This is a genomic window from Streptomyces spiramyceticus (assembly GCF_028807635.1).
Lineage (GTDB): Bacteria > Actinomycetota > Actinomycetes > Streptomycetales > Streptomycetaceae > Streptomyces > Streptomyces spiramyceticus.
Window position 1 is genome coordinate 4,632,744 of sequence record NZ_JARBAX010000001.1, and the last position, 25,687, is coordinate 4,658,430.

Below are 25,687 nucleotides of genomic sequence, written 5' to 3' on the forward strand. Positions count from 1 at the left end.
CGCCAAACGCCCTGTGGCCCCTGCCCCCAGCAGGGGCCACAGGGCGTTGTGCAACCCTTCACGCTCATCTGTCGTCTCACAAGTGCCGACAAGCCGTAACTGGGGAGACCATGACCGAGCAGAGCAGGGGCGGCCGAATACGGGGCACCGGCAAACGCCGGAAGGAGCCCGGCAGCCGCTCCAGGGGCTGGACCCTCACCGCGTGGGCTGCGGCAAGCGTGGTGCTGCTGGGCGGCACAGGGCTCGGATACGTCTACTTCAAGCTCAACGGCAACCTCAAGGGTGTCGACATCAACACCCAGCTCGGCGCCGACCGGCCCAGCGACGTCGACAACGGCTCGCTGGACATCCTGGTCCTCGGCTCCGACTCCCGCTCCGGCGACAACGCCGCGTACGGCAAGGACGAGGGCAGCGCCCGCTCCGACACCGCGATGGTCGTGCACGTGTACGAGGGCCACAAGAAGGCCAGCGTCGTCTCGATCCCGCGCGACGCCCTGATCACGCGCCCCTCGTGCACGTCCGACAGCGGCGGCGGCACCGTCCCCGGCGGACAGCGCCAGATGTTCAACACGGCGTACGAGACAGGCGGCCCCGCCTGCGCCGTCAAGACCGTCGAGAAGATGTCCGGCATCCGCATGGACCACTACATCGAGGTCGACTTCACCGGCTTCACCAAGCTCGTCGACGACCTGGGCGGGGTGGAGATCACCACCAAGCAGGCCATCGACGACGACGAGAGCCACCTCCACCTGAAGCCCGGCACGCACACCCTCGACGGCGAGAAGTCGCTCGGTCTCGTACGGACCCGCAAGAGCGTCGGAGACGGCAGCGACCTCGGCCGCATCCAGCTCCAGCAGGCCTTCATCAAGGCCCTGATCGACCAGGTCAAGGACGTCGGCGTCTTCACCAGCCCGAAGAAGCTGTACGACCTCGCGGACAGCGCCACCAAGACCGTCACCACCGACTCCGACCTGGCCTCCGTCAAGGAGCTTGCGAGCTTCGCGCGCGGGCTCAAGGGCATCGGCGCGGGCGACATGGAGATGGTGACGCTCCCCGTCCAGTACGACCCGGCCGACCCCAACCGCGTCATCCCGCTCCAGCGCCAGGGCCGGCAGGTCTGGGACGCCCTGCGCCGGGACAGGCCCGTGCCGGCCTCCGCCACCAAGGACTCGGCGGGGGACAAGGGCGACGCGGGCGATGTCGTGGCGAGCGAAGCCGGCGAATCGAGCCCGTAGAGAGCCGGGAATAGTTCCGGTCCGTCCCCGGTTTTGGGAGATGCGGCCAGTGCTGGCAGACTGGTACGTCGGCCCCGGTTCACGTACGCGCAATCCGCGCGCACGACCCGGCGCCCTCCCGAAACTAGGAGACACCTTGAAGCGCGAGATCCACCCCGAGTACGTCGAGACCCAGGTCAGCTGTACCTGTGGCGCCGAGTTCACCACCCGCAGCACGATCACCAGCGGCAATGTCCGTGCCGAGGTCTGCTCCGAGTGCCACCCGTTCTACACGGGCAAGCAGAAGATCCTCGACACCGGTGGCCGTGTGGCCCGCTTCGAGGCCCGCTTCGGCAAGGCTGCCGCCGCGAAGTAGCGAGCCATTGCGCCGGTCCTCGGCCGCTCCGTAAGGGGCGGGGAGGACCGGCGCTTTGTCGTGACGCACAGTCCGCACTTCCCTTTCGTTTTTGCTACCCAGGAGCCCGAAGATGTTCGAGGCGGTCGAGGACCTGATCGGCGAGCACGCCGATCTTGAGAAGAAGCTGGCCGACCCCTCGGTCCACGCGGATCAGGCCAACGCGCGCAAGCTGAACAAGCGCTACGCCGAGCTGACCCCGATCATCGGCACGTACCGGGCCTGGAAGCAGACCGGCGAGGACATCGAGACGGCACGCGAATTCGCCGCCGACGACCCCGACTTCGCCGTAGAGGTCAAGGTCCTGGGCAAGCAGCTCGACGAGCTCACCGAGAAGCTCCGGCTGCTCCTCGTCCCGCGCGACCCCAGCGACGACAAGGACGTCATTCTTGAGGTCAAGGCGGGCGCGGGCGGCGACGAGTCGGCCCTGTTCGCCGGTGACCTGCTGCGCATGTACCTGCGGTACGCGGAGCGCGTCGGCTGGAAGACCGAGATCATCGACGCCACCGAGTCCGAGCTCGGCGGCTACAAGGACGTCCAGGTCGCGGTGAAGACCAAGGGCGGCAACGGTGCGACCGAGCCCGGCCAGGGCGTATGGGCGCGCCTCAAGTACGAGGGCGGGGTGCACCGCGTACAGCGCGTGCCCTCCACCGAGTCCCAGGGCCGCATCCACACCTCCGCCGCCGGCGTGCTCGTCACGCCCGAGGCCGAAGAGGTCGACGTCGAGATCCACGCCAACGACCTGCGCATCGACGTCTACCGCTCGTCCGGCCCCGGCGGACAGTCGGTCAACACCACCGACTCCGCGGTGCGCATCACGCACCTGCCGACCGGCGTCGTCGCCTCCTGCCAGAACGAGAAGAGTCAGCTCCAGAACAAGGAGCAGGCCATGCGCATCCTGCGCTCGCGGCTGCTCGCCGCGGCCCAGGAAGCGGCCGAGCAGGAAGCCTCCGACGTGCGCCGCAGCCAGGTGCGCACAGTTGACCGCTCCGAGAAGATCCGTACGTACAACTTCCCGGAAAACCGCATCTCGGACCACCGCGTGGGCTTCAAGGCGTACAACTTGGACCAGGTACTCGACGGAGACCTGGACGCCGTGATCCAGGCCTGCGTCGACGCGGACTCCGCCGCCAAACTCGCGGCCGCCCAGTAAAGCCCCCTGCAAGCCGGAGGACCGGGATGAATCTGCTGCTCGCCGAGGTGGCTCAGGCCACCCAGCGGCTGGCCGACGCCGGCGTGCCCTCACCGCGATTCGACGCGGAGGAGCTCGCCGCGTTCGTGCACGGCGTCAAGCGGGGGGAGCTGCACAACGTCAAGGACGCCGACTTCGACGCCCGCTACTGGGAGACGGTCGCGCGCCGCGAGGCCCGCGAGCCGTTGCAGCACATCACCGGACGCGCCTTCTTCCGCTTCCTGGAGCTCCAGGTCGGGCCCGGCGTCTTCGTGCCCCGCCCCGAGACCGAATCGGTCGTCGGCTGGGCCATAGACGCCGTACGCGCCATGGACGTCGTCGAGCCGCTCATCGTCGACCTGTGCACGGGATCGGGCGCCATCGCGCTCGCCATGGCACAGGAGGTGCCGCGCTCGCGCGTGCACGGCGTGGAGCTCTCCGACGACGCCATCAAGTGGACCCGTAAGAACGCCGAGGGATCGCGCGTCACCGTCCACCAGGGCGACGCCCGCACCGCCCTGCCCGAGCTGGACGGACAGGTCGACCTGGTCGTCTCCAACCCGCCGTACATCCCCCTCACCGAGTGGGAGTACGTCGCCCCCGAGGCCCGCGACCACGACCCCCAGATGGCCCTCTTCTCCGGCGAGGACGGCCTCGACCTCATCCGCCACATCGAGCGCACCGCACACCGCCTGCTGCGCCCCGGCGGCGTCGTGGTCATCGAGCACGCCGACACCCAGGGCGGCCAGGTCCCGTGGATCTTCACCGAGGAGCGGGGCTGGGCCGACGCCGCAGACCACCCCGACCTGAACAACCGGCCCCGCTTCGCGACGGCCCGCAAGGCCATGCCGTGACCGGCGGCGTACCAGACCAGACCCCGCCCGAGGAGGCCCGTTAAATGGCACGGCGATACGACTGCAACGACGCGACCGACCGCAAGACCGGTCTTCGCGAAGCCGCGGCCGCCGTCCGTCGTGGCGAGCTGGTCGTGCTGCCGACCGACACCGTCTACGGCATCGGGACCGACGCCTTCAGCGCCGAGGCCGTCGGCGACCTCCTGGAGGCCAAGGGCCGCGGCCGCAACATGCCCACGCCCGTCCTCATCGGCTCCCCTAACACCCTGCACGGCCTGGTCACCGACTTCTCCGAGCAGGCCTGGGAGCTCGTCGACGCCTTCTGGCCCGGCGCCCTGACCCTCGTCGCACGCCACCAGCCGTCCCTCCAGTGGGACCTCGGCGAGACGCGCGGCACCGTCGCCATCCGCATGCCGCTGCACCCCGTGGCCATCGAACTGCTCACCGAAGTCGGCCCGATGGCCGTCTCCAGCGCCAACCTCACGGGCCACCCCGCCCCCGAGGACTGCGACGCCGCCCAGGACATGCTCGGCGACTCCGTCTCCGTCTACCTCGACGGCGGGCCGACGCCCGGCATCGTCCCGTCGTCGATCGTCGACGTCACGGGCAAGGTCCCGGTCCTGCTGCGGGCCGGCGCGCTCGACGCCGAGGAGCTGCGCAAGGTCGTACCCGACCTCGAGGTGGCCAGTTGACCGCCCTTGACGGGCGTGGCACAGCCGAAGGTATATCCGGGAACACCTTCCGTATCCTCCACGTCAGCACCGGCAACGTCTGCCGCTCGCCGATCACCGAGCGGCTGACCCGCCATGGCCTCATCGACCGCCTCGGCGACCCCCTGACGGGCGGCCTCCTCGTGGAGAGCGCGGGCACCTGGGGGCACGAAGGCGCCCCCATGGAGGCCAACGCCGCCGCCGTGCTCGCCGACTTCGGTGCGGACGCGGCCGGTTTCACCGGACGCGAGCTGCTCGACGAGCACGTCATCCGTGCCGACCTCGTCCTCACCGCGACCCGCGACCACCGCGCCCAGGTCATCTCCATGGGCCACTCGGCGGGGCTGCGCACATTCACGCTCAAGGAGTTCACGCGGCTCGTACGGGCCATAGACCCGGCGACGCTGCCGGACCCGCTCCAGGACGGCGTCGTGGAGCGCGCGCGGGCCCTCGTACGGGCGGCGGCGGCACTGCGCGGGTGGCTGCTCGCGCCCAGCGTGGAGGCCGACGAGGTGTACGACCCGTACGGTGCGCCCATCACGTTCTTCCGCTCGATCGGCGACGAGATCAACACGGCACTGGATCCGGTGGTCACGGCTCTCACGGGCGTCCCGGCCCACCACTGACGACTTTCGGGCAGACGCGGGGCCGGGGGAAGAAAGACGCGTCGTACGCCGGGCGGGCCGGCAGGGGGCGTCCTACATTGGAGGGGCCGCAAGTCCCTGCCAGGCCCGGAGCCAGCCATGCCGGTCACCACCGCACCCGCAGCCACCGTTCAGCAGGCGCACACCGCCCCCGGCCCCGACTTCGACGCGCTGCGCCGCAGCGACCCGGAGATCGCCGATGTCATCCTCGGCGAAATGGGCCGCGAGGCCACCGGGCTTCAGCTGATCGCGGCCGAGAACTTCACCTCGCCCGCCGTCCTCGCCGCCCTCGGCTCCCCGCTGGCCAACAAGTACGCCGAGGGCTACCCGGGCGCCCGCCACCACGGCGGCTGCGAGATCGTCGACGTCGCCGAGCGCATCGCGATCGACCGTGCCATGAGCCTGTTCGCCGCCGAGCACGCCAACGTCCAGCCGCACTCCGGCTCCGCCGCGGTCCTCGCCGCGTACGCCGCCCTGCTGCGCCCGGGCGACACCGTGCTGGCGATGGGACTCCCGTACGGGGGACATCTCACCCATGGCTCCCCGGCCAATTTCTCCGGCCGCTGGTTCGACTTCATCGGTTACGGCGTCGAACCGGACACCGGCATCATCGACTACGACCAGGTGCGCCTCCTGGCCCGTACGCACCGCCCCCGAGCCATCGTCGTCGGCTCCATCGCCTACCCCAGGCACCCCGACTACGCGCTCTTCCGCGAGATCGCCGACGAGACCGGCGCCTACCTCATCGCCGACGCCGCCCATCCCATCGGCCTGGTCGCCGGGGGAGCGGCGCCCAGTCCCGTCCCGTACGCCGATGTCGTCTGCGCCACCACCCACAAGGTGCTGCGGGGCCCGCGCGGCGGCATGCTCCTGTGCGGCGCGGACCTCGCCGAGCGCATCGACCGTGCCGTGTTCCCCTTCACGCAGGGCGGCGCCCAGATGCACACGGTGGCCGCCAAGGCGGTCGCCTTCGGGGAGGCGGCGGCGCCCGCGTTCTCGACGTACGCCCATCAGGTGGTCACCAATGCCCGCGCACTCGCGGAGGGGCTCGCGGCCGAGGGCGTGGCCGTCACCACCGGCGGCACGGACACCCACCTGATCACCGCGGACACGGCTCCGCTGGGCCTGGACGGGCGTACGGCCCGTGGCCGTCTGGCGGCCGCCGGCATGGTGCTCGACACATGCGCTCTTCCGTACGGCGACGAGCGCGGGATCCGGCTCGGGACCGCGGCCGTCACCACGCAGGGAATGGGCAAGGCCGAGATGGCGCGTATCGCGGAGCTCTTCTCGATGGCGCTGCGCGAGGACAGGAAAGCGCTGACGGAGGTACGGGAGCTGGCGGACGGGTTTCCGCCGTATCCAGCACGGGATTGAACGCGCCCGAGCGGGTCATGCAACCATCAGCCGGTACCCGTATGTCTTCGAGTGCGTGGCCGCAAAGCTAGGCTGTGGGGCTGAGATGGCCGGCGATACCTGTGGGGCAGCCCGTGCGTGAATATCTGCTGACGCTCTGCGTCACGGCGGCGGTGACATATCTGCTGACCGGACCGGTGCGGAAGTTCGCCATCGCGACCGGCGCGATGCCGGAGATCCGTGCCCGCGACGTACACCGGGAGCCGACTCCTCGGCTCGGTGGCATCGCGATGTTCGGCGGTCTGTGCGCCGGTCTGCTGGTCGCGGACCATCTGCGGAACCTGAACAGCGTCTTCGAGCTGTCGAACGAACCGCGTGCGCTGCTGTCCGGCGCCGCCGTGATCTGGCTCATCGGCGTACTGGACGACAAATTCGAGATCGACGCCCTGATCAAGCTGGGCGGCCAGTTCATCGCCGCAGGCGTCATGGTCATGCAGGGTCTGACGATCCTGTGGCTGCCCGTCCCGGGCATCGGCCCGGTCTCGGTGACCGCCTGGCAGGGCAATCTGCTCACTGTCGCGCTCGTCGTGATCACCATCAACGCGGTGAACTTCGTGGACGGCCTCGACGGCCTCGCCGCGGGCATGGTCTGCATCGCCTCGGCGGCGTTCTTCATGTACGCGTACCGGATCTGGTACGGGTACGGAATCGAGGAGGCCGCCCCCGCCACCCTCTTCGCCGCGATCCTGATGGGCATGTGCGTCGGCTTCCTGCCGCACAACATGCATCCGGCCAGAATCTTCATGGGCGACTCGGGGTCGATGCTCATCGGCCTGGTCCTGGCGGCCGGTGCGATCTCGGTCACGGGACAGGTCGACCCGGACGCGATGAAGCTGTTCGCGGGCGGCAAGCGCGAGGCCACGCACGCGATGCTGCCGGTCTTCATCCCGCTGCTGCTGCCGCTGACGATCATCGCAATCCCGGTCGCGGACCTGCTGCTGGCCATCGTGCGGCGTACCTGGCAGGGCAAGTCGCCGTTCGCCGCGGACCGCGGACACCTGCACCACCGACTGCTCGAAATCGGCCACTCGCACAGCCGGGCCGTGCTGATCATGTACTTCTGGTCGGCCCTGATCGCCTTCGGCGCCGTCGCCTACTCGGTGCACTCGGCGAGCATGTGGATCGTCCTGGGCATCGTCACGCTGAGCGCGGTCGGCCTGGTGCTCCTGCTGCTGCCGCGGTTCACGCCGCGCGCCCCGCGGTGGGCGGAGTCCTTCGTCCCGCCGCGTTACCGCAGGAGCCGTAGGGAGCTCTTTGCGGCGTCCACGGAGGCGGAAGCCGCTACGGATGAACCTGCTGAGCCGGAGGTGCGTACGCCCGTGCCTGCGGGCGTCAACGGGGCGACCGCGATCGGTCCCCGTTCGCGGTTCCCCGAGCGGCGTAAGGCCGGAACGCACCGGTGACGATTTGCCGCGTCAGCCGCCAATAGCAGACAAAGGGTTGGCCTGTCGCGCACAGACGGGCGGGGTCACTCTCATGTGTGACAGTCAGCACACTGCTTGGTAAAGACCTCATCAAATAGTTTGTGATACCGTTCACGAGACCCGGCGACAGAGCCGAAGGGCCGTAGTGCGACGGTCCTTTGGTCAGAGGTGACACCTCGGTCCCGGTCTTACGCTCGTCCATGACGACACCTACTGCCCCCACCAGCAAGCGGAGCTGCCGCCATGCCGTCCAACGACGTCCGGACTCTCCTCCAGACCGCCGTACCCACCGCTGCCGCCGGCGCGATCGCCGCCGTCGTCAGTGCCGTGGTCGCGGGCGGCAAGGGAGCGCTCGGTGCCGCCGTGGGGACGCTGGTTGTGATCCTCTTCATGGGCATCGGAGTCGTCGTACTTCAGCGGACCGCGAGGTCGCTTCCGCAGCTGTTCCAGGCGATGGGGCTGATGCTCTACACCGCCCAACTGCTGCTGCTGTTCACCTTCGTGGCGCTGTTCAAGGACACCACTCTCTTCAATCCCAAGGCTTTTGCCATCACATTGGTCGCGACGACTCTTGTTTGGGTCGCCGCTCAGGCACGTGCGCACATGAAGGCGAAGACTCTTTACGTCGAACCGGAATCCTCTGAGGGTGAGAAGCCCAAGAATTCGGGGTCCTCGACGTGAAGAGTAGGGCCGGGATAAGGGCGCGTTCGGGATCCTGCTATCGTCCGGTGCCAACTGCGGCACTGCGGGCGCGGGCATCCGAGCTGACGCCTGTTCCAACGCGAGGCTCAATGCCTGACAGCCGCCCCCACATCCGTTACACCAGTCCAGTGCCGAACCGCGGCCGCTTGCCGCGCCGACACAACGAGGTTGCCGTACCTATGCGCCACGCTGAAGGAGCCCGCGGTGAGTGCTGAACAGACGACGCTCGCCTTCGATTGGAGCTGCCGTGTCTTCGCCGACAACGGCTGCGGATTCCCGGCCCCGGGTCTGCACTCCTTTCTCTTCAAGCCGATGTTCACCATCGGTGGCTACGAGTTCAACAAGCCGATGCTGCTGGCGCTTCTCTCCACCGTCGTGGTGATCGGCTTCTTCTGGGCGGCGTTCAGTAAGCCCAAGCTCGTGCCGGGCAAGATTCAGATGATGGGCGAGGCGGGCTACGACTTCGTACGCCGCGGCATCGTCTACGAGGTCCTGGGCAAGAAGGACGGCGAGAAGTATGTGCCGCTGATGGTGGCGCTGTTCTTCTTCATCTGGATCATCAACATCTGGTCGGTCGTCCCGCTCATGCAGTTCCCGGTGAGCTCGGTCATCGCCTTCCCGGCCGCCCTGGCGCTTCTGGTCTACCTGATCTGGCTGCCGCTGACGTTCAAGACCCACGGATTTGTCGGCGGTCTGAAGAATGTCACCGGTTACGACAAGTCGCTCGGCCCGGTGCTGCCGCTCGTCATGGTCATCGAGTTCTTCTCGAACGTGATTGTCCGGCCGTTCACGCACATGGTCCGACTGTTCGCGAACATGTTCGCCGGACACCTGCTGCTGGTGATGTTCACCGTCTCCAGCTGGTACCTGCTGAACAGCTGGCTCATCCCGGCCGCCGGCGTCTCGTTCGTCATGACCGCGGCCATGATCGTCTTCGAGCTCTTCGTCCAGCTGATTCAGGCGTACGTCTTCGTACTCCTGGCCTGCACTTACATCCAGGGCGCGCTCGCCAAGCACCACTGAGCACCCGCCCAACCCACCCCACAGATGTCCGGTGGCCAACCCCCACCGGTCCGTGAAAGAGAAGGAAGAACCGGCATGTCCGCTGCTCTCACGAACCTCGCCGCCGTGAACGGCGACCTCAAGGCCCTCGGCTCCATCGGCTACGGTCTTGCCGCCATCGGCCCCGGCGTCGGCGTCGGCATCATCTTCGGCAACGGCACGCAGGCCCTGGCCCGCCAGCCCGAGGCCGCCGGCCTGATCCGCACCAACCAGATCCTCGGCTTCGCCTTCTGTGAGGCGCTCGCCCTGATCGGCATCGTCATGCCGTTCGTCTACGGCAGCTGACGTTCCCAGACGAACAGCTCTTTTCGACGAAAGGCATTGATGTGAACGCGCTGGTATTGGCGTCGACCGAGGAGCAGAACCCCCTCGTCCCGCCCGGTCCAGAGTTCCTCGTCGGGCTGCTCGCCTTCGGCATCGTCTTCTACTTCCTCTACACGAAGCTCATCCCGAACATCAACAAAGTTCTGGTAGAGCGTCGTGAGGCGATCGAGGGCGGTATCGAGAAGGCGGATGCAGCTCAGTCCGAGGCCCAGAGCGTGCTGGAGCAGTACAAGGCCCAGCTCGCCGAGGCACGCCACGAGGCCGCCCGCCTGCGCCAGGAGGCGCTTGAGCAGGGCACTGCGCTGAGGGAAGAACTCCGCGCCGAGGGTCAGCGCCAGCGCGAGGAAATCATCGCTGCCGGCCACACCCAGCTCGAGGCGGACCGTAAGCAGGCCGCACACTCGCTGCGCCAGGACGTGGGCAAGCTCGCCACCGAACTGGCCGGCAAGCTCGTCGGCGAGTCCCTCGAGGACCACGCCCGGCAGAGCCGCACCATCGACCGTTTCCTCGGCGAGCTCGAGGAGAAGGCCGAGGCTGCGCGATGAACGGAGCGAGCCGCGAGGCACTGGCCGCCGCACGCGAGCGTCTCGACGCGCTGACCGACAACACGTCGGTCGACGCGGCGAAGCTCGCGGGCGAGCTGGCCGCCGTCACCGCGCTGCTCGACCGCGAGGTGTCGCTGCGCCGGGTCCTGACGGACCCGTCGCAGGCCGGTGAGGCCAAGGCCGGACTGGCCGCGCGAGTACTGAGCGGTCAGGTGGGCGGCGAGACCGCCGACCTGGTCTCCGGCATGGTCCGCGCCCGCTGGTCGCGCTCGCGTGACCTGGTCGACGCGATCGAGGTACTGGCGGACACCGCCGACCTCACCGCGGCGCAGCAGGCAGGCGCGCTCGACGACGTGGAGGACGAGGTGTTCCGGTTCGGCCGGATCGTCTCTTCCAGCACCGAGCTGCGGGCGGCGCTGACCGACCGGGTGGCCACGGCCGCCGCCAAGGGTGAGCTGCTCCGCAGCCTGCTCGGCGGCAAAGCCCACGCTGTGACGGAGCGCATCATCGTGCGTCTCGTGACTCAGCCTCGTGGACGTAGCCTGGAGGCGGGACTCGAGTCCATCTCCAAGGTCGCCGCGGAGCGCCGGGACCGCATGGTCGCGGTGGTCACGTCGGCGGTGCCGCTGACCGACCAGCAGAAGCAGCGTCTCGGCGGAGCACTGGCGAAGCTGTACGGGCGCCAGATGCACCTCAACCTCGACGTGGACCCCGAGGTCCTCGGCGGGATCCAGGTGCGCGTCGGCGACGAGGTCATCAACGGGACCATCGCGGAGCGCCTCGAAGAGGCAACCCGCCGCATGGCCGGCTGATCAGCCACCAACTGAACAAGCATCACCGGCGGCCCGGTTGGGCCGTGCAGAGATTTGCAGAAGATTCCTGGGGGTCGGCCCCCAGACCCCCCAAGAACTTCGGGCCCAACAAGGAGAGCAGGGAACCCAGATGGCGGAGCTCACGATCCGGCCGGAGGAGATCCGGGACGCGCTGGAGAACTTTGTCCAGTCGTACCAGCCGGACGCGGCCTCGCGCGAGGAGGTCGGAACGGTAAGCGTTGCCGGCGACGGCATCGCGAAGGTCGAGGGTCTTCCCTCGGCCATGGCGAACGAGCTGCTGAAGTTCGAGGACGGCACCCTCGGTCTCGCCCTCAACCTTGAGGAGCGGGAGATCGGTGCGATCGTCCTCGGCGAGTTCAGCGGTATCGAGGAGGGCCAGCCGGTGCAGCGCACCGGTGAGGTGCTCTCCGTCGGCGTCGGCGAGGGTTACCTCGGCCGCGTCGTCGACCCGCTCGGCAACCCGATCGACGGTCTCGGCGAGATCGCGACCGAAAGCCGTCGCGCCCTCGAGCTGCAGGCCCCCGGCGTCATGGTCCGTAAGTCGGTCCACGAGCCGATGCAGACCGGCTACAAGGCCGTCGACGCGATGGTGCCGATCGGCCGTGGCCAGCGTCAGCTGATCATTGGTGACCGTCAGACCGGCAAGACCGCTCTGGCCGTCGACACGATCATCAACCAGCGCGACAACTGGCGCTCCGGCGACGTGAACAAGCAGGTTCGCTGCATCTACGTCGCCATCGGCCAGAAGGGCTCCACCATCGCGTCTGTGCGCGGTGCGCTGGAGGAGGCGGGCGCGCTCGAGTACACGACGATCGTCGCCGCCCCCGCGTCCGACCCGGCCGGCTTCAAGTACCTTGCGCCGTACACCGGTTCGGCCATCGGCCAGCACTGGATGTACGCCGGCAAGCACGTCCTGATCATCTTCGACGACCTGTCGAAGCAGGCCGACGCCTACCGCTCCGTGTCGCTGCTGCTGCGCCGTCCGCCGGGCCGCGAGGCCTACCCGGGCGACGTCTTCTACCTGCACTCGCGTCTGCTGGAGCGCTGCGCGAAGCTCTCCGACGACATGGGCGCCGGTTCGATGACCGGTCTTCCGATCGTCGAGACCAGGGCGAACGACGTGTCGGCGTTCATCCCGACCAACGTCATCTCCATCACCGACGGCCAGTGCTTCCTGGAGTCCGACCTGTTCAACGCGGGCCAGCGCCCGGCGCTGAACGTCGGTATCTCGGTCTCGCGTGTCGGTGGCTCCGCCCAGCACAAGGCCATGAAGCAGGTCTCCGGCCGTCTTCGCGTGGACCTCGCCCAGTACCGCGAGCTGGAGGCGTTCGCCGCCTTCGGTTCCGACCTGGACGCGGCCTCCAAGGCGTCGCTGGAGCGCGGTAAGCGCATGGTCGAGCTGCTGAAGCAGCCGCAGTACGCGCCGTTCCCGGTCGAGGAGCAGGTTGTCTCCGTCTGGGCCGGCACCACCGGCAAGATGGACGACGTACCGGTCGAGGACATCCGTCGCTTCGAGGCCGAGCTGCTGGAGTACCTGCGCCGCGAGCGCAAGGACCTCCTCACCTCGATCGCCGAGGGCGGCAAGATGTCGGACGACACGCTGCAGTCCATCGCCGACGCCATCACGGCCTTCAAGCGGCAGTTCGAGACCTCCGACGGCAAGCTTCTGGGCGAGGACGCCCCGGCCGTCAACGTCTCCAAGTGACGACGGAAGGGACCTGACTCATGGGAGCGCAGCTCCGGGTCTACAAGCGTCGCATCCAAGCCGTCACCGCGACCAAGAAGATCACCAAGGCGATGGAGATGATCGCCGCCTCGCGCATCGTCAAGGCGCAGCGCAAGGTGGCGGCATCGATGCCGTACGCGAACGAGCTCACCCGTGCGGTGACCGCGGTAGCGACCGGCTCCACCACCAAGCACGCCCTGACCACCGAGGCCGAGGCGCCGACCCGCGCCGCGGTGCTGCTCATCACGAGCGACCGCGGTCTGGCCGGCGGCTACTCCTCCAACGCCATCAAGGCGGCGGAGCGGCTCCGTGAGCGGCTCAGCAGTGAGGGCAAGGAGGTCGACACGTACATCGTCGGCCGCAAGGGTGTCGCCTACTACGGCTTCCGCGAGCGCAAGATCGCACAGTCGTGGACCGGCTTCACCGACAGCCCGAGCTACGGGGACGCCAAGAACGTCGCCGCACCGCTGATCGAGGCCATCCAGACGGAGACGGCCGAGGGCGGTGTCGACGAGCTGCACATCGTCTTCACGGAGTTCGTGTCGATGATGACGCAGAACCCGGTGAGCAACCGGATGCTGCCGCTCTCGCTCGACCAGGTAGCGGAGGAGGGTGGCGCGAAGGGCGAGATCCTTCCGCTGTTCGACTTCGAGCCGTCGGCGGAGGACGTCCTCGACGCCCTGCTGCCGCGCTACGTCGAAAGCCGTATCTACAACGCACTGCTGCAGGCTGCCGCTTCCGAGCACGCCGCCCGCCGCCGCGCGATGAAGTCGGCGACCGACAACGCCGGGGATCTCATCAAGAGCCTCTCCCGGCTTGCCAACGCGGCCCGACAGGCCGAAATCACCCAGGAAATCAGCGAGATCGTCGGTGGCGCCAGCGCTCTGGCCGACGCGACCGCGGGGAGTGACAAGTAATGACGACCACTGTTGAGACGGCCGCCGCCACGGGCCGCGTCGCCCGGGTCATCGGCCCGGTCGTCGACGTGGAGTTCCCCGTCGACGCGATGCCGGAGATCTACAACGCACTGCACGTATCGGTTGACGACCCGGCCGAGGAAGGCGCGCGCAAGCTGCTGACCCTCGAAGTTGCCCAGCACCTGGGTGAGGGCCTCGTCCGCGCGATTTCGATGCAGCCCACCGACGGTCTGGTCCGCCAGGCCGCGGTGACCAACACGGGTGCGGGCATCACCGTCCCCGTTGGTGACATCACCAAGGGCAAGGTGTTCAACACCCTCGGTCAGATCCTGAACGAGCCGGAGGCCGAGGCTCAGATCACTGAGCGCTGGCCGATCCACCGCAAGGCCCCGGCCTTCGACCAGCTCGAGTCCAAGACCGAGATGTTCGAGACCGGCCTGAAGGTCGTCGACCTTCTCACCCCGTACGTCAAGGGTGGAAAGATCGGTCTGTTCGGTGGTGCGGGCGTCGGCAAGACGGTCCTCATCCAGGAAATGATCATGCGTGTGGCGAAGCTGCACGAGGGTGTGTCGGTGTTCGCCGGTGTCGGCGAGCGCACCCGTGAGGGCAACGACCTCATCGACGAGATGACCGAATCGGGTGTTCTGGACAAGACCGCGCTGGTCTTCGGCCAGATGGACGAGCCGCCGGGCACGCGTCTGCGCGTCGCCCTGTCCGCCCTGACCATGGCGGAGTACTTCCGCGATGTTCAGAAGCAGGACGTGCTGCTCTTCATCGACAACATCTTCCGCTTCACCCAGGCCGGTTCCGAGGTCTCCACGCTGCTCGGCCGTATGCCGTCCGCAGTGGGTTACCAGCCGACCCTGGCCGACGAGATGGGTGTGCTCCAGGAGCGCATCACCTCGACGCGTGGTCACTCGATCACCTCGATGCAGGCGATCTACGTCCCCGCGGACGACCTGACCGACCCGGCGCCGGCGACCACCTTCGCCCACCTGGACGCGACGACCGTTCTGTCGCGCCCGATCTCGGAGAAGGGCATCTACCCGGCGGTCGACCCGCTGGACTCGACGTCCCGCATCCTGGACCCCCGCTACATCACGCAGGACCACTACGACGCGGCCAGCCGCGTCAAGGGAATCCTGCAGAAGTACAAGGACCTCCAGGACATCATCGCGATCCTCGGTATCGACGAGCTGGGCGAAGAGGACAAGCTTGTTGTCCACCGCGCCCGTCGCGTCGAGCGTTTCCTGTCGCAGAACACCCACGCCGCCAAGCAGTTCACCGGCCTGGACGGTTCGGACGTGCCGCTCGACGAGTCGATCGCCGCGTTCAACTCGATCTGCGACGGCGAGTACGACCACTTCCCCGAGCAGGCGTTCTTCATGTGCGGTGGCATTGACGACCTCAAGGCCAAGGCCAAGGAGCTCGGCGTCTCCTGAATCGTGTGAGTCACTCACGTGACTCAGATGACTCGTGGGAGAGGGGCGGGTACGTCCCGCCCCTCTCCGTACGCCCCCTAGAATTGACCCAACACCCGGCTCAACCGCCGGGTGGTGACCCGAGGAGCCACCTTGGCTGCTGAGCTGCACGTCGAGCTGGTCGCGGCGGACCGTAATGTCTGGTCCGGCGAGGCCTCCCTGGTCGTCGCGCGCACCACGTCCGGCGACATCGGCGTCATGCCCGGTCACCAGCCGCTGCTGGGTGTGCTGGAGTCGGGCCCGGTGACGATCCGTACGAGCGACGGCGGCACTGTCGTCGCCGCTGTGCACGGCGGGTTCATCTCGTTCGCCGACAACAAGCTGTCTCTGCTCGCAGAGATCGCCGAGCTGGCGGAAGAGATCGACCCGGCGCGTGCCGAGCGGGCGCTGGAGCGGGCGAAGGCGGAGGCGGATGCCGCTGCCGAGCGCCGCGCCGCCGTCCGACTGCGCGCGGTTGCGGGACACTGAGTCCCGCGCCGAGAGATTTGACTCAGCCGCGGCCCGTACTGGTACTCCAGGACGGGCCGCGGCTGAGGCGATACAGCTGAATTTCTGTTCTCTTTACTGGTACTGGATGACGCGAGGAGGTCGGTGGAGATGTTCCTCGCTCTGCTCGTGAGCGGCTCGGTAGTCGCGCTGGTACTGGTGGGACTCTTTGTCTTCGGACTGCGCCGACGGCTGATCCAGCGCTCCGGCGGCACCTTCGACTGCAGTCTGCGCTGGAACACCCCCGAGGAGTCCGACACGTCGGGCAAGGGCTGGGTGTACGGCGTCGCCCGCTACAGCGGGGACCGCATCGAGTGGTTCCGCGTCTTCTCGTACGCCCCGCGCCCGCGCCGCGTGCTGGAGCGCTCGGCGATCGAGGTGCTGTCGCGCCGCCACCCCGAGGGCGAGGAGGAGCTGGCGCTTCTCTCCGACGCGATCATCCTCGGCTGTGTGCACCGGGGGATCCGGCTGGAGCTGGCGATGAGCGAGGACGCGCTGACCGGTTTCCTCGCCTGGCTGGAGGCGGCGCCTCCGGGGCAGAGAGTCAACGTCGCATAGAGCACAGAAAGAGCCGGGGGGACAGGTCGCAACCTGTCCCCCCGGCTTTTTCAGGCCTTTTTGCTTCAGACCGTTTTTACTTCAGACCGTTGTTGATCGCGGTCACCAGCTCACCGTTGGCGGTGTCACCGCTGAATTCCCAGAAGAACGCGCCTCCCAGGCCCTGCGTCTTCGCCCAGCTCATCTTGGAGCCGATGGTGGCGGGAGTGTCGTAGCTCCACCAGTCGGTGCCGCAGTGGGCGTAGGCCGTGCCGGCGACGGTGCCGTTGGCCGGGCACTTGCCCTTGAGGACCTTGTAGTCCTCGATGCCGGACTCGTACGTACCGGTGGCGGCGCCGGTCGCCGTGCCGCCCGGCTCCTTCTGCGTCACGCCGGTCCAGCCGCGCCCGTAGAAGCCGATGCCGAGCAGCAGCTTCTTGGCCGGTACGCCCTTGGCCTTGAGCTTGGCGATGGCTTCGGCGGAGTTGAATCCGGCCTGCGGGATGCCGCTGTACGAGGTCAGCGGGGAGTGCGGGGCCGTCGGGCCCTTGGCCGCCCAGGCGCCGAAGAAGTCGTACGTCATCACGTTGTACCAGTCGGAGTACGCGGCCGCTCCGGCGTAGTCGGTGGCGTCGATCTTGCCGCCGGCCGAGGCGTCGGCGGTGATGGCCGCGGTGACCAGGTTGTTCGTACCGAACTTGCCGCGCATCGCCTGCATCATGGTCTTGAACGCGGCCGGGCCGCTGGTGTCGCAGGACAGACCGCAGGCGTTCGGGTACTCCCAGTCGAGGTCGATGCCGTCGAAGACGTCGGCCCAGCGCGGGTCCTCCACCAGCTTGTAGCAGGAGTCGGCGAACGCGGCCGGGTTCTTGACGGCCTCGGTGAAGCCGCCGGACCAGGTCCAGCCGCCGAACGACCACAGCACCTTGAGGTTCGGGTACTTCGCCTTGAGCTTGCGCAGCTGGTTGAAGTTGCCGCGCAGCGGCTGGTCCCAGGTGTCGGCCTTGCCGTCGACGCTCTGGTCGGCGGTGTACGCCTTGTCGATCGCCGCGAAGCTGTCGCCCATGGTGCACTTGCCACCCTGGACGTTGCCGAACGAGTAGTTGATGTGCGTGATCTTCCCGGCGGAGCCGGAGGTGTCCAGGTTCTTCACGTGGTAGTTGCGCCCGTAGATGCCCCACTCGGTGAAGTAGCCCAGCTTGACCTGGTCACCCGGGCCGGGGGTCGGGTCGGTGCCGCCGCCGGTGGTCTTGACCGCGCGGGCGCCGCTGACGGGGCCCGTCTGGTCGGCGGTGTCGCGGGCCTGGATCGTGTACGAGTAGTCGGTGCCCGCGGTCAGGCCGCTGTCGTTGTACGACGTGCCGGTGACGGTCGCGACCTTGGCGCCGTCGCGCAGTACGTCGTAGTTCTTGACGCCCTTGTCGTCGGTGGCCGCGGTCCAGGACAGGCTCACCGACGTATTGGTGATGGTGCTCGCGGAGGGGGTGCCGGGTGCGGACGGCGGGTTGTCGCCGGGCACCGAGCCGCCGTCGCAGGAGCCTCCATTCAGCTTGCAGCCGGCGGGGGAGCCGGCGCCGGTGCCGTTGAAGCCGAAACTGACGCTGGCGCCGGGGGCCAGGTTGCCGCCCCAGCTCTTGTTCTTGGCGGTCCAGTGGTTGCCGGAGTTGGTGACGTCGGCGTCCCAGGCGGAGGTGACGGACGTACCGGTGGGGAAGTCCCACTCGACGGTCCAGGTGCTGAGGGTGGTGGTTCCGGTGTTCTTCACCGTCCACTTGCCCTCGAAACCGGTGCCCCAGTCCGAGACCTTGGTGTACGAGGCGGTGGCCGATGCGGCGGCCTCGGCGGGGGAGGCCAGGCCGACCATCGCGGCGAGGGGCACGACGAGCGCGGTCAGTCCGGCTGCGGCTCTGGTTCTGAAGCGCGTGCGGAGGGGGGTAGTTGTACTCAAGGGTGCTCCCGAGAGAGAGGTCCGGCGGTGAACGGGGATAGGACCTGCGCCGCTGCTCGGTGAGCACTCGTTGTCATGACACGCTCACCACTGCGGTGCGGTGAGCGTAGGAAGGTCTGGACCAATCGTCAAGAGGTCTGGACCATAGGAATCGGTCTCGCGGTCACCGGGAGTTCAGATGCCCAACTCCTGCGCGAGTACGGCGGCTTGCACCCGGCTGCGCAGCTCCAGCTTCCCCAGCAGTCGGCTCACATGCGTCTTCACCGTGGCCTCGGCCATCGTCAGCCGCAGCGCGATCGCCGCATTCGACAGGCCCTCGCCCAGACACGAGAGCACCTCCCGCTCCCGCCGCGTGAGGACGTCGAGAACCGCGGGATCGGGCGCGTCGGGGGAGCGTACGGGCGCGGGCGCGGCGAACTCGGCGATCAGCCGGCGGGTGACGGCGGGCGCGATGAGGCCCTCGCCACGCGCCACCGTACGTACCGCCTCGATCAGATCCTTGGCATCGGTGTTCTTCAGCAGGAAGCCGGATGCGCCCGCGCGCAGCGCCCCGAAGACGTACTCGTCGAGGTCGAAGGTGGTCAGCATCAGTACGTCGGCGAGCTGCTCGGCCACCACCTGCCGGGTCGCCGAGACCCCGTCCAGGCGCGGCATCTGCACATCCATCAGGACCAGATCCGGGCGCAGCTCGCGCGCCAGACGGACCGCCGCCTCGCCGTCGGCCGCCTCCCCGACGACCTCGATGTCCTGCGCGCTGCCCAGGATGAGCACGAGGCCCGCCCTTACGGCTGCCTGGTCCTCTGCGACCAGTACCCGAATCGTCATGCGGACAGCTCCGTATCGTCCTCTGCGGGCAGTTCCGCCCGTACCTGCCAGATCTTTGTGCCGTCCCCGGCCGTGACGGGGCCCGCCTCCAGTTCCCCGTCGAGCAGCGTCACCCGCTCCTGCATCCCCACCAGGCCCGCCCCCGAACCGGGTGCGCGCGGACCGGGGCGCTCACCGTACGGGCTGGTGACCAGCACCGTCAGCAGCCGGTCGGTGTGCGTGAGCGCCACGGTGACCGTGCCGGGGGAGGCGTGCTTGAGTGCGTTGGTCAGCGACTCCTGGACGATCCTGTACGCCGCCATCTCGACCGGCGCCGGCAGGCGGCCGCCGGACTCGCGGCCGTCGTCGAGGACGAAGACGAGACCGCTGTCGCCGCCGAACGTGCGCGCCTTTTCCAGCAGGGCCTCCAGGCCGTCGAGCGCCGGGGCGACGGCCGGTTCCTGGTCGCCACTGCTGTCGCGGAGCAGGCCGATGAGCCTGCGCATCTCCGACAGTCCCTGAACGCTGTTCTCGCGGATGACCGTGAGGGCGTCGGTCGACGCCTTCGGCTCCCCGATGGACAGGGCGGCCGTGGAGTGGATCGCGATCGCGGAGAGGTGGTTGGCGACCATGTCGTGCAGCTCGCGCGCCATCCGTGAGCGCTCGGCCGCTATGGCCTGGTTACGGTCGATCTCGGCCAGCAGCGCGGTCTGTTCGGCCCGCAGGCGTGCTGCTTCCGCGGCCTCGCGGTGGTTGCGCAGGGTGGCGCCGGTGAGGGCGGGAGCGAAGGACACCAGGCCGGTGACGACACCGATGAGCAGGGCTTCGGGCCGGCGGAGCCAGGCGAGTGCGGCGATCGTGATGGCGACGGTGATCAGCCCGGTGGTCACGGGGATCCGGCGGGCGGACGCCGGGGTTCCGTACACCACGGCGGCGTACATCACGTCCGTGAACATGATGACGGTCGCCAGGTTGCCGTGGGTGAACTGGTCCGCGATCAACGCGACCGTGCCGACGATCAGCGCCGTACGGGGGCACGACCTGCGCAGCAGCTCCAGGAAGGCCATCACCGTGAGCGGCACGAGGGTCACCCAGGACGGCAGGAGTTCGCGGAAGTCGGTGGTGTGCAGCCCGAGGCCCCACAGCAGAACGCCGCCGAGCAGGCCGGTCACCCCGAGGAGGATGCCGTCGCGGTGGGGGCGGGGGAACCGGATCACTCGACCATCCAACACGGTACGGACGGGCATGTCGTCGCCGCCCGGGGTGAGCGTCGGCTACATCGAAGGATGCAGTGCGGGTTCGTCACTGGCGACGACGAATCACGGTCCTGGGGACGGGAGGGTTGAAGCGTAACGGGAGGAGCGATCCGTGATCGTCACGCTGATCATCATCTGCGAAGTCGGCTTCTGGGTGCTGCTGGCCGGGGGACTGGCCCTGCGCTACCTGGCGAAGATGCCGCGCACGGGGGCGGCCGTACTGCTCATGGAGCCGCTGCTGGAGGTCGTACTGCTCGTGGTGACGGCCGTCGACCTGAAGAACGGCGCCGAGCCGGACTGGAAGCACGGGCTCGCGGCGGTCTACATCGGCTTCACGGTGGCGCTGGGCCATCGCACCATCAAGTGGGTCGACGCCAGGGTCGCTCACCGCTTCGCGGGCGGGCCTGCGCCGGTGCGGGCGCCGAAGTACGGGACGGCGCGGGCGGTTCATGAGTGGAAGGTCGCGGGGCAGTGGATTCTCGCTGCGGTGATCGCGTCGGGGCTGCTGCAGGCGGCGGTCTGGTACGTGGGGGGTGACGGTGACGTCGGCTCGCTGCGGATGTGGCAGCAGAAGATGCTGTTCGTGATCGGCATCAACGTGATTATCGCCGGGAGCTACACACTATTCCCGAAGCGGGAGCCGGCGGGGGCGCGCTGATTCCCCGCCGCAGGCACGCCCCCTACCGCTCGCCGCCCGGCACCCACAGCACGTCCCCGACCTCCTTGTTCGCCACCCGCGCCAGGATGAAGAGCAGGTCCGACAGCCGGTTCAGGTACGTCGCGGTCAGCGGGTTCATGACCTCGCCGTGGACCTCGAACGCCGCCCACGTCGACCGCTCAGCCCGCCGTACGACCGTGCACGCCTGGTGCAGCAGCGCCGCGCCCGGCGTGCCGCCCGGCAGGATGAAGCTGCGCAGCTTCTCCAGCTGCTCCAGGAAGTGGTCGCAGTCCGCCTCCAGCTTGTCGATGTACGACTGCTCCACCCGCAGTGGCGGGTACTTGGGGTCCTCGACGACCGGCGTCGACAGGTCCGCGCCCACGTCGAACAGATCGTTCTGGACCCGGACCAGGACCTTCACGACCGCCTCGTCGAGCTGCCCCAGCGCGATCGCCGTCCCAATGACGGCATTCGCCTCATTCGCGTCGGCGTACGCCGAGATCCGCAGATCGGTCTTGGCGGTGCGGCTCATGTCGCCCAGGGCGGTGGTGCCCTTGTCGCCGGTACGGGTATAGATGCGCGTCAGATTGACCATGTGGCCAGCCTAGTTAGGCTCCGGCTTTCTGGAAGACGCGTGTGCCCACTGTCACGGAGACCAGCACGAAGGCGATCGCCACGAGTACGCCGTACAGCATCGCCGTACTCGCGTAGTCGCCCACATACCCGGCCCGTACCGCGTCCACCAGATAGCGGAACGGCATGAAGTGCGACAGGACGTCCAGCCACCCCGGCGCCAGCGCCATCGGCAGCATCAGGCCGGAGAGCAGCATCGACGGCATCGACAGCGCGTTGACGACCGGCCCGAATTCCTGCGCCTTGGAGACGTTCAGCGCGAGCGCGTACGACAGCGAGGCGAGCGCGGCCGCCAGTACGGCCACGAACGCGAAGCCGATCAGGACGCCGCCGAGGGGCGCACGCAGACCCATGACCAGCGCGGCCAGTACCAGCAGCACTGCCTGGAAGACGAAGAGCGCCGCATCGCGCAGAATCCGGCCCAGCAGCAGCGCGAGCCGGCTGACCGGCGTGACGCGCATCCGCTCGACCACCCCGAATTGCTTCTCGATGATGATCGCGAATCCGGAGAACGACGCGCCGAAAAGGCCCAGTTGGAGCAGCAGACCCGGAACGAGGATCTGCCAGGAGTCGCCCCGGGAGCCGAGCGGCAGATCAGTCAGGAGGGGTCCGAAGAAGAGCAGGTAGAGGAGTGGCATCAGTACGCCGAAGAGGATCTGGAACTTCGATGCCAGGGTCTGGCGGGCGTACCGGCCGAAGATCAGTGCCGTGTCGGAGAGAAGTGCGGACATGAGGGAGGGCTCCTAGACGGCTACGGGGGTGGCATCGGCGGGCGCGGCGCTGCGGCCCGTGATGGCGAGGAAGGTGTCCTGGAGGGGCGCGTCGAGCGAGCCGCCGTACCGGAGCTTGAGCGCGGTCGGTGTGCCGTCGGCGACGATCAGGCCCTTGTCGACGACGACGAGGCGGTCGGAGAGCTCGTCGGCCTCGTCGAGGTAGTGCGTGGTGAGGAAGACGGTGGTGCCCTGCTCGGAGCGGATCCGGCGGACCAGGTTCCACAGGTCGGCCCGGCTGCCCGGGTCGAGCCCGGTCGTCGGTTCGTCGAGGAAGAGCACCTCGGGGCGGTGGATGAGGCCCATCGCGATGTCGAGCCGTCGCCGCTGGCCGCCGGACAGTGCGCCGCACTTGCGATCCATCAGGTCAGTGAGGCCGAGGTCGCGGGCCAGTTCGTCGGCGCGTGCGGCGGCCTCGGCCTTCGGGAGGCGGTAGAGGCGGCCCTGGGTGACGAGTTCCTCGCGTACGGAGACGTTGACGTCCACGCCGCCGGACTGGGCGACGTAACCGATCCTGCTCCGTACGCCCGCGGGGTCGCGGAGCAGATCGCAGCCCGCGACCGTCGCGGCGCCGCCGGTCGGCGGGAGCAGCGTCGTGAGCATCCGCAGGGTGGTGGTCTTGCCGGCGCCGTTGGGGCCGAGGAAACCGAGGATCTCGCCCGGCTGCACGGTCAGATCGATGCCGCGGACGGCCTCGACGGGGCCCGCCTTGGTGGTGAAGGTCCGGGTGAGGCCGGACGTGCTGATGATTGCCATGACCCAAGAAAAGCAGGGTCACTTGAACTTTGCAATCACCCTAAGTTTTCATCGAGGCCAAGGAAGTTAGGATGGAGGCATGGCTGAGGGACTCAGAGAGCGGAAGAAACGGCAGACCAGGCAGCTCATCTCGGACATGGCCACCGGCCTGTTCCTGGAGCGAGGCTTCGACGCGGTCACCATCGCGGAGATCGCCGAGGTCGCGAACGTCTCCGTCAACACCGTCTACAACTACTTCCCGGCCAAGGAGGACCTCTTCCTCGACCGGAGCAAGGGAATCGTCGACCGGCTCTCCCGCTACGTACGCGCCCGCCACAAGGGGGAGTCCGCGACCGCCGCCGTACTGCGCGAACTGCGCGAGGCCGTCGAGAACGTCTCGCCGTCCATCGGGCTCTTCGACGGCTACGGCGACTTCATGCGCGTTGTACAGGAGGCGCAGAGCCTCAGATCACGGCTCTGGGCCATCCAGCAGGAGCAGCTGGAGGACCTGGAGCAGACGCTGCGCGAGGTGGCCGGGGCCCAAGCGGACGACCCGCTGCCGGTGCTGGTGGCCGGCCAGCTGTCGTTGCTGCACTCGATGCTGATGGGGTGGATCGGGCGCGAGATCGTGGCCGGGCGCAAGGCCGCCGCGGTGTCCCGGGAAGCGCTTGTCCTCATCGACGAGATGGAGGAGCTGCTGAGCGACAAGGCGCTCAACTACGCAGTGCGAGCCGCCGAATGAGGCGTACCAGTGTGATGTCCGTCATTTGAGACGTGACGCGCATCTCTTCGCCTCCTCTCGGCCCCTCACGGACGCTAATCTCCGCCGGAGAGCCTGTGGTGGACAGGCGTTGAGGCCAAAGAAATCAAGGGGTGTGTCGTGGCCAGGAAGCTCGCCGTCATCGGAGCCGGACTCATGGGGTCCGGTATCGCGCAGGTCTCGGCGCAGGCGGGCTGGGACGTCGTCCTGCGCGATGTCACCGACGCCGCACTGACCCGCGGCCGCGACGGCATCAAGGCCTCGTACGACAAGTTCGTCTCGAAGGGCAAGCTGGAGGCCGCGGACGCCGAAGTCGCGCTCGGCCGCATCACCACGACCACCGACCTCGACGCGGTCGCCGACGCCGACATCGTCGTCGAGGCCGTCTTCGAGAAGCTTGAGGTCAAGCACGAGATCTTCCGCGCCCTCGACAAGATCGTCCGGCCGGACGCGGTCCTCGCCTCCAACACCTCCGCCATCCCGATCACCAAGATCGCGGCCGTGACGGAGCATCCGGAGCGGGTCGTCGGCGCCCACTTCTTCTCGCCCGTCCCGATGATGCAGCTCTGCGAGCTCGTACGCGGCTACAAGACCAGCGACGAAACGCTCGCCACCACGCGCGAGTTCGCCGAGTCCGTCGGCAAGACCTGCATCGTGGTCAACCGCGATGTCGCGGGCTTCGTCACCACCCGCCTCATCTCGGCGCTCGTCGTCGAGGCCGCCAAGCTCTACGAGTCGGGCGTCGCATCGGCCGAGGACATCGACATCGCCTGCAAGCTGGGCTTCGGACACGCCATGGGCCCGCTCGCCACCGCCGACCTGACCGGTGTCGACATCCTGCTCCACGCCACCAGCAACATCTACACGGAGTCGCAGGACGAGAAGTTCGCACCGCCGGAGCTGATGCGCCGGATGGTTGACGCGGGTGACATCGGCCGCAAGAGCGGGCAGGGCTTCTACAAGCACTGAACCGCGCCAAACCCTCTTGGGTTCACCCCCAGGGGTGAATTCGGTATCGGTTCGCTTACAGACGGCAACTTCCTTGCCCGTACGGCAGTCAGTTGGTGCAAGGAATCAGGACACGGAGAACTGACCCACTCTCGGGGAGCGCATATGCACATCAGGGGCGACCACGTCGAGCTGGTCGTCGGGGGCCGCCTCGACGTCCGCAGCGCGGCGGACGCCCGTACGGTCCTGCACTCGGCCGTCGACGACGGAGTCGGCGACCTCGTGCTCGACCTGACCGAGCTGGACTCCTGGGACGCCACCGGACTCGGCGTCATCATGGGCGCCCACCGGCGGGCCGGGCGGGCGGGCCGAAGGCTCGTGCTGCGCGGTGTGCCGGCCCAGATGCAGCGCCTTCTGGTGGCGACGCGGTTGCACCGCATCCTCGCCATCGAGGGCGGCATCGAAGCCGAGTCGCTGCCGCGCGTCTGAAGTGCGCGCGGCGTCCACGCCTGCGGATGCGCCATCCTGGACGCACAATCCTCACGAGACTGTGACGTCCCGGGCGGGGTGGCACCCCACCTGTTCCTGGATACTGTGCGAAGGTCTAGGGTTCGGTCGCCTGCCGATTGACGAACCCGAGTACGGCGGGCACCGGACCAGAAGCGACAGCGGGCGTGTGAAAGGCCGGGAGGGGCATCCGCACGCAACGCATCTGGG

Annotated in this window: 28 protein-coding genes; 22 read left to right on the top strand and 6 right to left on the bottom strand. The window is 68.3% G+C overall.

Going from position 1 to position 25,687, the window contains the following annotated elements; translation table 11 throughout:
- Nucleotides 1-110 precede the first annotated feature (110 nt).
- The 18 genes from PXH83_RS21380 (at nt 111) to PXH83_RS21465 (ending at nt 16,479) form a co-directional block, all read left to right on the top strand.
- Complete coding sequence (locus PXH83_RS21380; RefSeq protein WP_274562034.1) at nt 111-1,235, top strand: LCP family protein; 1,125 nt, start codon at nt 111-113, stop codon at nt 1,233-1,235.
- Between the two features lie 136 nt (nt 1,236-1,371).
- Nucleotides 1,372-1,590 carry a 50S ribosomal protein L31 gene (rpmE, locus tag PXH83_RS21385; protein WP_274562036.1) on the top strand — a complete coding sequence of 73 codons (219 nt, stop codon included), beginning with the start codon at nt 1,372-1,374 and terminating at the stop codon, nt 1,588-1,590.
- Between the two features lie 112 nt (nt 1,591-1,702).
- Complete coding sequence (gene prfA, locus PXH83_RS21390; protein ID WP_274562038.1) at nt 1,703-2,782, top strand: peptide chain release factor 1; 1,080 nt, start codon at nt 1,703-1,705, stop codon at nt 2,780-2,782.
- 26 nt (nt 2,783-2,808) lie between these two features.
- Nucleotides 2,809-3,654 carry a peptide chain release factor N(5)-glutamine methyltransferase gene (gene prmC / locus PXH83_RS21395; RefSeq protein ID WP_214928133.1) on the top strand — a complete coding sequence of 282 codons (846 nt, stop codon included), beginning with the start codon at nt 2,809-2,811 and terminating at the stop codon, nt 3,652-3,654.
- Between the two features lie 44 nt (nt 3,655-3,698).
- A complete protein-coding gene (locus PXH83_RS21400; RefSeq protein WP_274562039.1) occupies nt 3,699-4,346 on the top strand; it encodes an L-threonylcarbamoyladenylate synthase in 648 nt (215 codons plus the stop codon).
- The gene (locus tag PXH83_RS21405) at nt 4,343-4,990 is read left to right on the top strand and encodes an arsenate reductase/protein-tyrosine-phosphatase family protein (protein WP_274562041.1); all 648 of its coding nucleotides are present in this window, start codon (nt 4,343-4,345) and stop codon (nt 4,988-4,990) included. Before PXH83_RS21400 ends, PXH83_RS21405 begins: the two co-directional genes overlap by 4 nt.
- A gap of 117 nt (nt 4,991-5,107) precedes the next feature.
- Nucleotides 5,108-6,382, top strand: coding sequence for a serine hydroxymethyltransferase (locus PXH83_RS21410; protein ID WP_274562044.1), 1,275 nt, complete (start codon nt 5,108-5,110; stop codon nt 6,380-6,382).
- 113 nt (nt 6,383-6,495) lie between these two features.
- Complete coding sequence (locus PXH83_RS21415; RefSeq protein ID WP_274562046.1) at nt 6,496-7,824, top strand: MraY family glycosyltransferase; 1,329 nt, start codon at nt 6,496-6,498, stop codon at nt 7,822-7,824.
- 264 nt (nt 7,825-8,088) lie between these two features.
- Nucleotides 8,089-8,526 carry a Cg1360 family ATP-synthase-associated protein gene (locus PXH83_RS21420; RefSeq protein ID WP_274562048.1) on the top strand — a complete coding sequence of 146 codons (438 nt, stop codon included), beginning with the start codon at nt 8,089-8,091 and terminating at the stop codon, nt 8,524-8,526.
- 225 nt (nt 8,527-8,751) lie between these two features.
- A complete protein-coding gene (gene atpB, locus PXH83_RS21425; protein ID WP_274562050.1) occupies nt 8,752-9,570 on the top strand; it encodes a F0F1 ATP synthase subunit A in 819 nt (272 codons plus the stop codon).
- A 75-nt stretch (nt 9,571-9,645) separates the two neighbouring features.
- The gene (gene atpE, locus PXH83_RS21430) at nt 9,646-9,894 is read left to right on the top strand and encodes an ATP synthase F0 subunit C (RefSeq protein ID WP_274562053.1); all 249 of its coding nucleotides are present in this window, start codon (nt 9,646-9,648) and stop codon (nt 9,892-9,894) included.
- Between the two features lie 41 nt (nt 9,895-9,935).
- Complete coding sequence (locus PXH83_RS21435; RefSeq protein WP_420803194.1) at nt 9,936-10,478, top strand: F0F1 ATP synthase subunit B; 543 nt, start codon at nt 9,936-9,938, stop codon at nt 10,476-10,478.
- Nucleotides 10,475-11,290 carry a F0F1 ATP synthase subunit delta gene (locus tag PXH83_RS21440; RefSeq protein WP_274562055.1) on the top strand — a complete coding sequence of 272 codons (816 nt, stop codon included), beginning with the start codon at nt 10,475-10,477 and terminating at the stop codon, nt 11,288-11,290. Before PXH83_RS21435 ends, PXH83_RS21440 begins: the two co-directional genes overlap by 4 nt.
- A gap of 130 nt (nt 11,291-11,420) precedes the next feature.
- The gene (gene atpA / locus PXH83_RS21445) at nt 11,421-13,016 is read left to right on the top strand and encodes a F0F1 ATP synthase subunit alpha (RefSeq protein ID WP_274562058.1); all 1,596 of its coding nucleotides are present in this window, start codon (nt 11,421-11,423) and stop codon (nt 13,014-13,016) included.
- A gap of 20 nt (nt 13,017-13,036) precedes the next feature.
- Nucleotides 13,037-13,954, top strand: a complete 918-nt coding sequence (locus PXH83_RS21450) for a F0F1 ATP synthase subunit gamma (RefSeq protein ID WP_274562060.1) — start codon at nt 13,037-13,039, stop codon at nt 13,952-13,954.
- A complete protein-coding gene (gene atpD, locus PXH83_RS21455; RefSeq protein ID WP_274562064.1) occupies nt 13,954-15,396 on the top strand; it encodes a F0F1 ATP synthase subunit beta in 1,443 nt (480 codons plus the stop codon). Before PXH83_RS21450 ends, atpD begins: the two co-directional genes overlap by 1 nt.
- A 132-nt stretch (nt 15,397-15,528) precedes the next feature.
- Entirely contained in the window at nt 15,529-15,903 is a 375-nt protein-coding gene (locus tag PXH83_RS21460; protein ID WP_214928120.1) for a F0F1 ATP synthase subunit epsilon, read from the top strand.
- 129 nt (nt 15,904-16,032) lie between these two features.
- On the top strand, nt 16,033-16,479 hold the full coding sequence (locus PXH83_RS21465; protein WP_214928181.1) for a DUF2550 domain-containing protein: 447 nt from the start codon (nt 16,033-16,035) through the stop codon (nt 16,477-16,479).
- 76 nt (nt 16,480-16,555) lie between these two features.
- Here PXH83_RS21465 and PXH83_RS21470 read toward each other — a convergent pair whose 3' ends face one another.
- The 3 genes from PXH83_RS21470 to PXH83_RS21480 all read right to left on the bottom strand — a co-directional run bounded on the left by PXH83_RS21470 (nt 16,556) and on the right by PXH83_RS21480 (nt 20,457).
- On the bottom strand, nt 16,556-18,406 hold the full coding sequence (locus PXH83_RS21470) for a glycoside hydrolase family 18 chitinase (protein WP_274562067.1): 1,851 nt from the start codon (nt 18,404-18,406) through the stop codon (nt 16,556-16,558).
- Nucleotides 18,407-18,580: 174 nt separating this feature from the next.
- Nucleotides 18,581-19,231, bottom strand: coding sequence for a response regulator (locus tag PXH83_RS21475; protein WP_274562069.1), 651 nt, complete (start codon nt 19,229-19,231; stop codon nt 18,581-18,583).
- Nucleotides 19,228-20,457, bottom strand: a complete 1,230-nt coding sequence (locus tag PXH83_RS21480) for a sensor histidine kinase (RefSeq protein WP_420803195.1) — start codon at nt 20,455-20,457, stop codon at nt 19,228-19,230. Before PXH83_RS21480 ends, PXH83_RS21475 begins: the two co-directional genes overlap by 4 nt.
- Before the next feature lie 121 nt (nt 20,458-20,578).
- Between PXH83_RS21480 and PXH83_RS21485 the strand changes: the two genes are divergently transcribed.
- Nucleotides 20,579-21,124 carry a hypothetical protein gene (locus PXH83_RS21485; protein WP_274562071.1) on the top strand — a complete coding sequence of 182 codons (546 nt, stop codon included), beginning with the start codon at nt 20,579-20,581 and terminating at the stop codon, nt 21,122-21,124.
- Nucleotides 21,125-21,146: 22 nt separating this feature from the next.
- On the opposite strand, the gene PXH83_RS21490 is transcribed toward PXH83_RS21485, so the two are convergent.
- Genes PXH83_RS21490 through PXH83_RS21500 form a run of 3 tightly spaced genes read right to left on the bottom strand, consistent with a single transcriptional unit; the run spans nt 21,147 to nt 23,283 of the window.
- Nucleotides 21,147-21,719 carry a cob(I)yrinic acid a,c-diamide adenosyltransferase gene (locus tag PXH83_RS21490; protein ID WP_274562073.1) on the bottom strand — a complete coding sequence of 191 codons (573 nt, stop codon included), beginning with the start codon at nt 21,717-21,719 and terminating at the stop codon, nt 21,147-21,149.
- A 13-nt stretch (nt 21,720-21,732) separates the two neighbouring features.
- Entirely contained in the window at nt 21,733-22,488 is a 756-nt protein-coding gene (locus PXH83_RS21495; RefSeq protein ID WP_274562075.1) for an ABC transporter permease, read from the bottom strand.
- 12 nt (nt 22,489-22,500) lie between these two features.
- Nucleotides 22,501-23,283 (bottom strand): ABC transporter ATP-binding protein, encoded by a 783-nt coding sequence (locus PXH83_RS21500; protein WP_274562077.1) that lies wholly within the window; start codon nt 23,281-23,283, stop codon nt 22,501-22,503.
- 79 nt (nt 23,284-23,362) lie between these two features.
- Here PXH83_RS21500 and PXH83_RS21505 point away from each other — a divergent pair, with 79 nt between their 5' ends.
- The 3 genes from PXH83_RS21505 to PXH83_RS21515 all read left to right on the top strand — a co-directional run bounded on the left by PXH83_RS21505 (nt 23,363) and on the right by PXH83_RS21515 (nt 25,459).
- Nucleotides 23,363-24,004: a TetR/AcrR family transcriptional regulator gene (locus PXH83_RS21505; protein WP_274562079.1), complete on the top strand. Its 642-nt coding sequence runs from the start codon at nt 23,363-23,365 to the stop codon at nt 24,002-24,004.
- A gap of 138 nt (nt 24,005-24,142) precedes the next feature.
- Nucleotides 24,143-24,991 (top strand): 3-hydroxyacyl-CoA dehydrogenase family protein, encoded by an 849-nt coding sequence (locus tag PXH83_RS21510; RefSeq protein ID WP_274562080.1) that lies wholly within the window; start codon nt 24,143-24,145, stop codon nt 24,989-24,991.
- 144 nt (nt 24,992-25,135) lie between these two features.
- The gene (locus tag PXH83_RS21515; RefSeq protein WP_214928111.1) at nt 25,136-25,459 is read left to right on the top strand and encodes an STAS domain-containing protein; all 324 of its coding nucleotides are present in this window, start codon (nt 25,136-25,138) and stop codon (nt 25,457-25,459) included.
- The last annotated feature ends 228 nt before the right edge of the window (nt 25,460-25,687 follow it).

Bases quoted from the DNA above. Each gene is read 5' to 3' on its own strand.
- atpE (WP_274562053.1), top strand. From the start codon at position 9,646: ATGTCCGCTGCTCTCACGAACCTCGCCGCCGTGAACGGCGACCTCAAG.
- PXH83_RS21475 (WP_274562069.1), bottom strand. From the start codon at position 19,231: ATGACGATTCGGGTACTGGTCGCAGAGGACCAGGCAGCCGTAAGGGCG.
- PXH83_RS21410 (WP_274562044.1), top strand. From the start codon at position 5,108: ATGCCGGTCACCACCGCACCCGCAGCCACCGTTCAGCAGGCGCACACC.
- PXH83_RS21400 (WP_274562039.1), top strand. From the start codon at position 3,699: ATGGCACGGCGATACGACTGCAACGACGCGACCGACCGCAAGACCGGT.
- prmC (WP_214928133.1), top strand. From the start codon at position 2,809: ATGAATCTGCTGCTCGCCGAGGTGGCTCAGGCCACCCAGCGGCTGGCC.
- PXH83_RS21480 (WP_420803195.1), bottom strand. From the start codon at position 20,457: ATGCCCGTCCGTACCGTGTTGGATGGTCGAGTGATCCGGTTCCCCCGC.
- PXH83_RS21505 (WP_274562079.1), top strand. From the start codon at position 23,363: ATGGCTGAGGGACTCAGAGAGCGGAAGAAACGGCAGACCAGGCAGCTC.
- PXH83_RS21465 (WP_214928181.1), top strand. From the start codon at position 16,033: ATGTTCCTCGCTCTGCTCGTGAGCGGCTCGGTAGTCGCGCTGGTACTG.
- prfA (WP_274562038.1), top strand. From the start codon at position 1,703: ATGTTCGAGGCGGTCGAGGACCTGATCGGCGAGCACGCCGATCTTGAG.
- PXH83_RS21380 (WP_274562034.1), top strand. From the start codon at position 111: ATGACCGAGCAGAGCAGGGGCGGCCGAATACGGGGCACCGGCAAACGC.
- atpA (WP_274562058.1), top strand. From the start codon at position 11,421: ATGGCGGAGCTCACGATCCGGCCGGAGGAGATCCGGGACGCGCTGGAG.
- PXH83_RS21500 (WP_274562077.1), bottom strand. From the start codon at position 23,283: ATGGCAATCATCAGCACGTCCGGCCTCACCCGGACCTTCACCACCAAG.
- PXH83_RS21490 (WP_274562073.1), bottom strand. From the start codon at position 21,719: ATGGTCAATCTGACGCGCATCTATACCCGTACCGGCGACAAGGGCACC.
- PXH83_RS21420 (WP_274562048.1), top strand. From the start codon at position 8,089: ATGCCGTCCAACGACGTCCGGACTCTCCTCCAGACCGCCGTACCCACC.
- PXH83_RS21450 (WP_274562060.1), top strand. From the start codon at position 13,037: ATGGGAGCGCAGCTCCGGGTCTACAAGCGTCGCATCCAAGCCGTCACC.
- PXH83_RS21495 (WP_274562075.1), bottom strand. From the start codon at position 22,488: ATGTCCGCACTTCTCTCCGACACGGCACTGATCTTCGGCCGGTACGCC.
- atpD (WP_274562064.1), top strand. From the start codon at position 13,954: ATGACGACCACTGTTGAGACGGCCGCCGCCACGGGCCGCGTCGCCCGG.
- PXH83_RS21515 (WP_214928111.1), top strand. From the start codon at position 25,136: ATGCACATCAGGGGCGACCACGTCGAGCTGGTCGTCGGGGGCCGCCTC.
- PXH83_RS21440 (WP_274562055.1), top strand. From the start codon at position 10,475: ATGAACGGAGCGAGCCGCGAGGCACTGGCCGCCGCACGCGAGCGTCTC.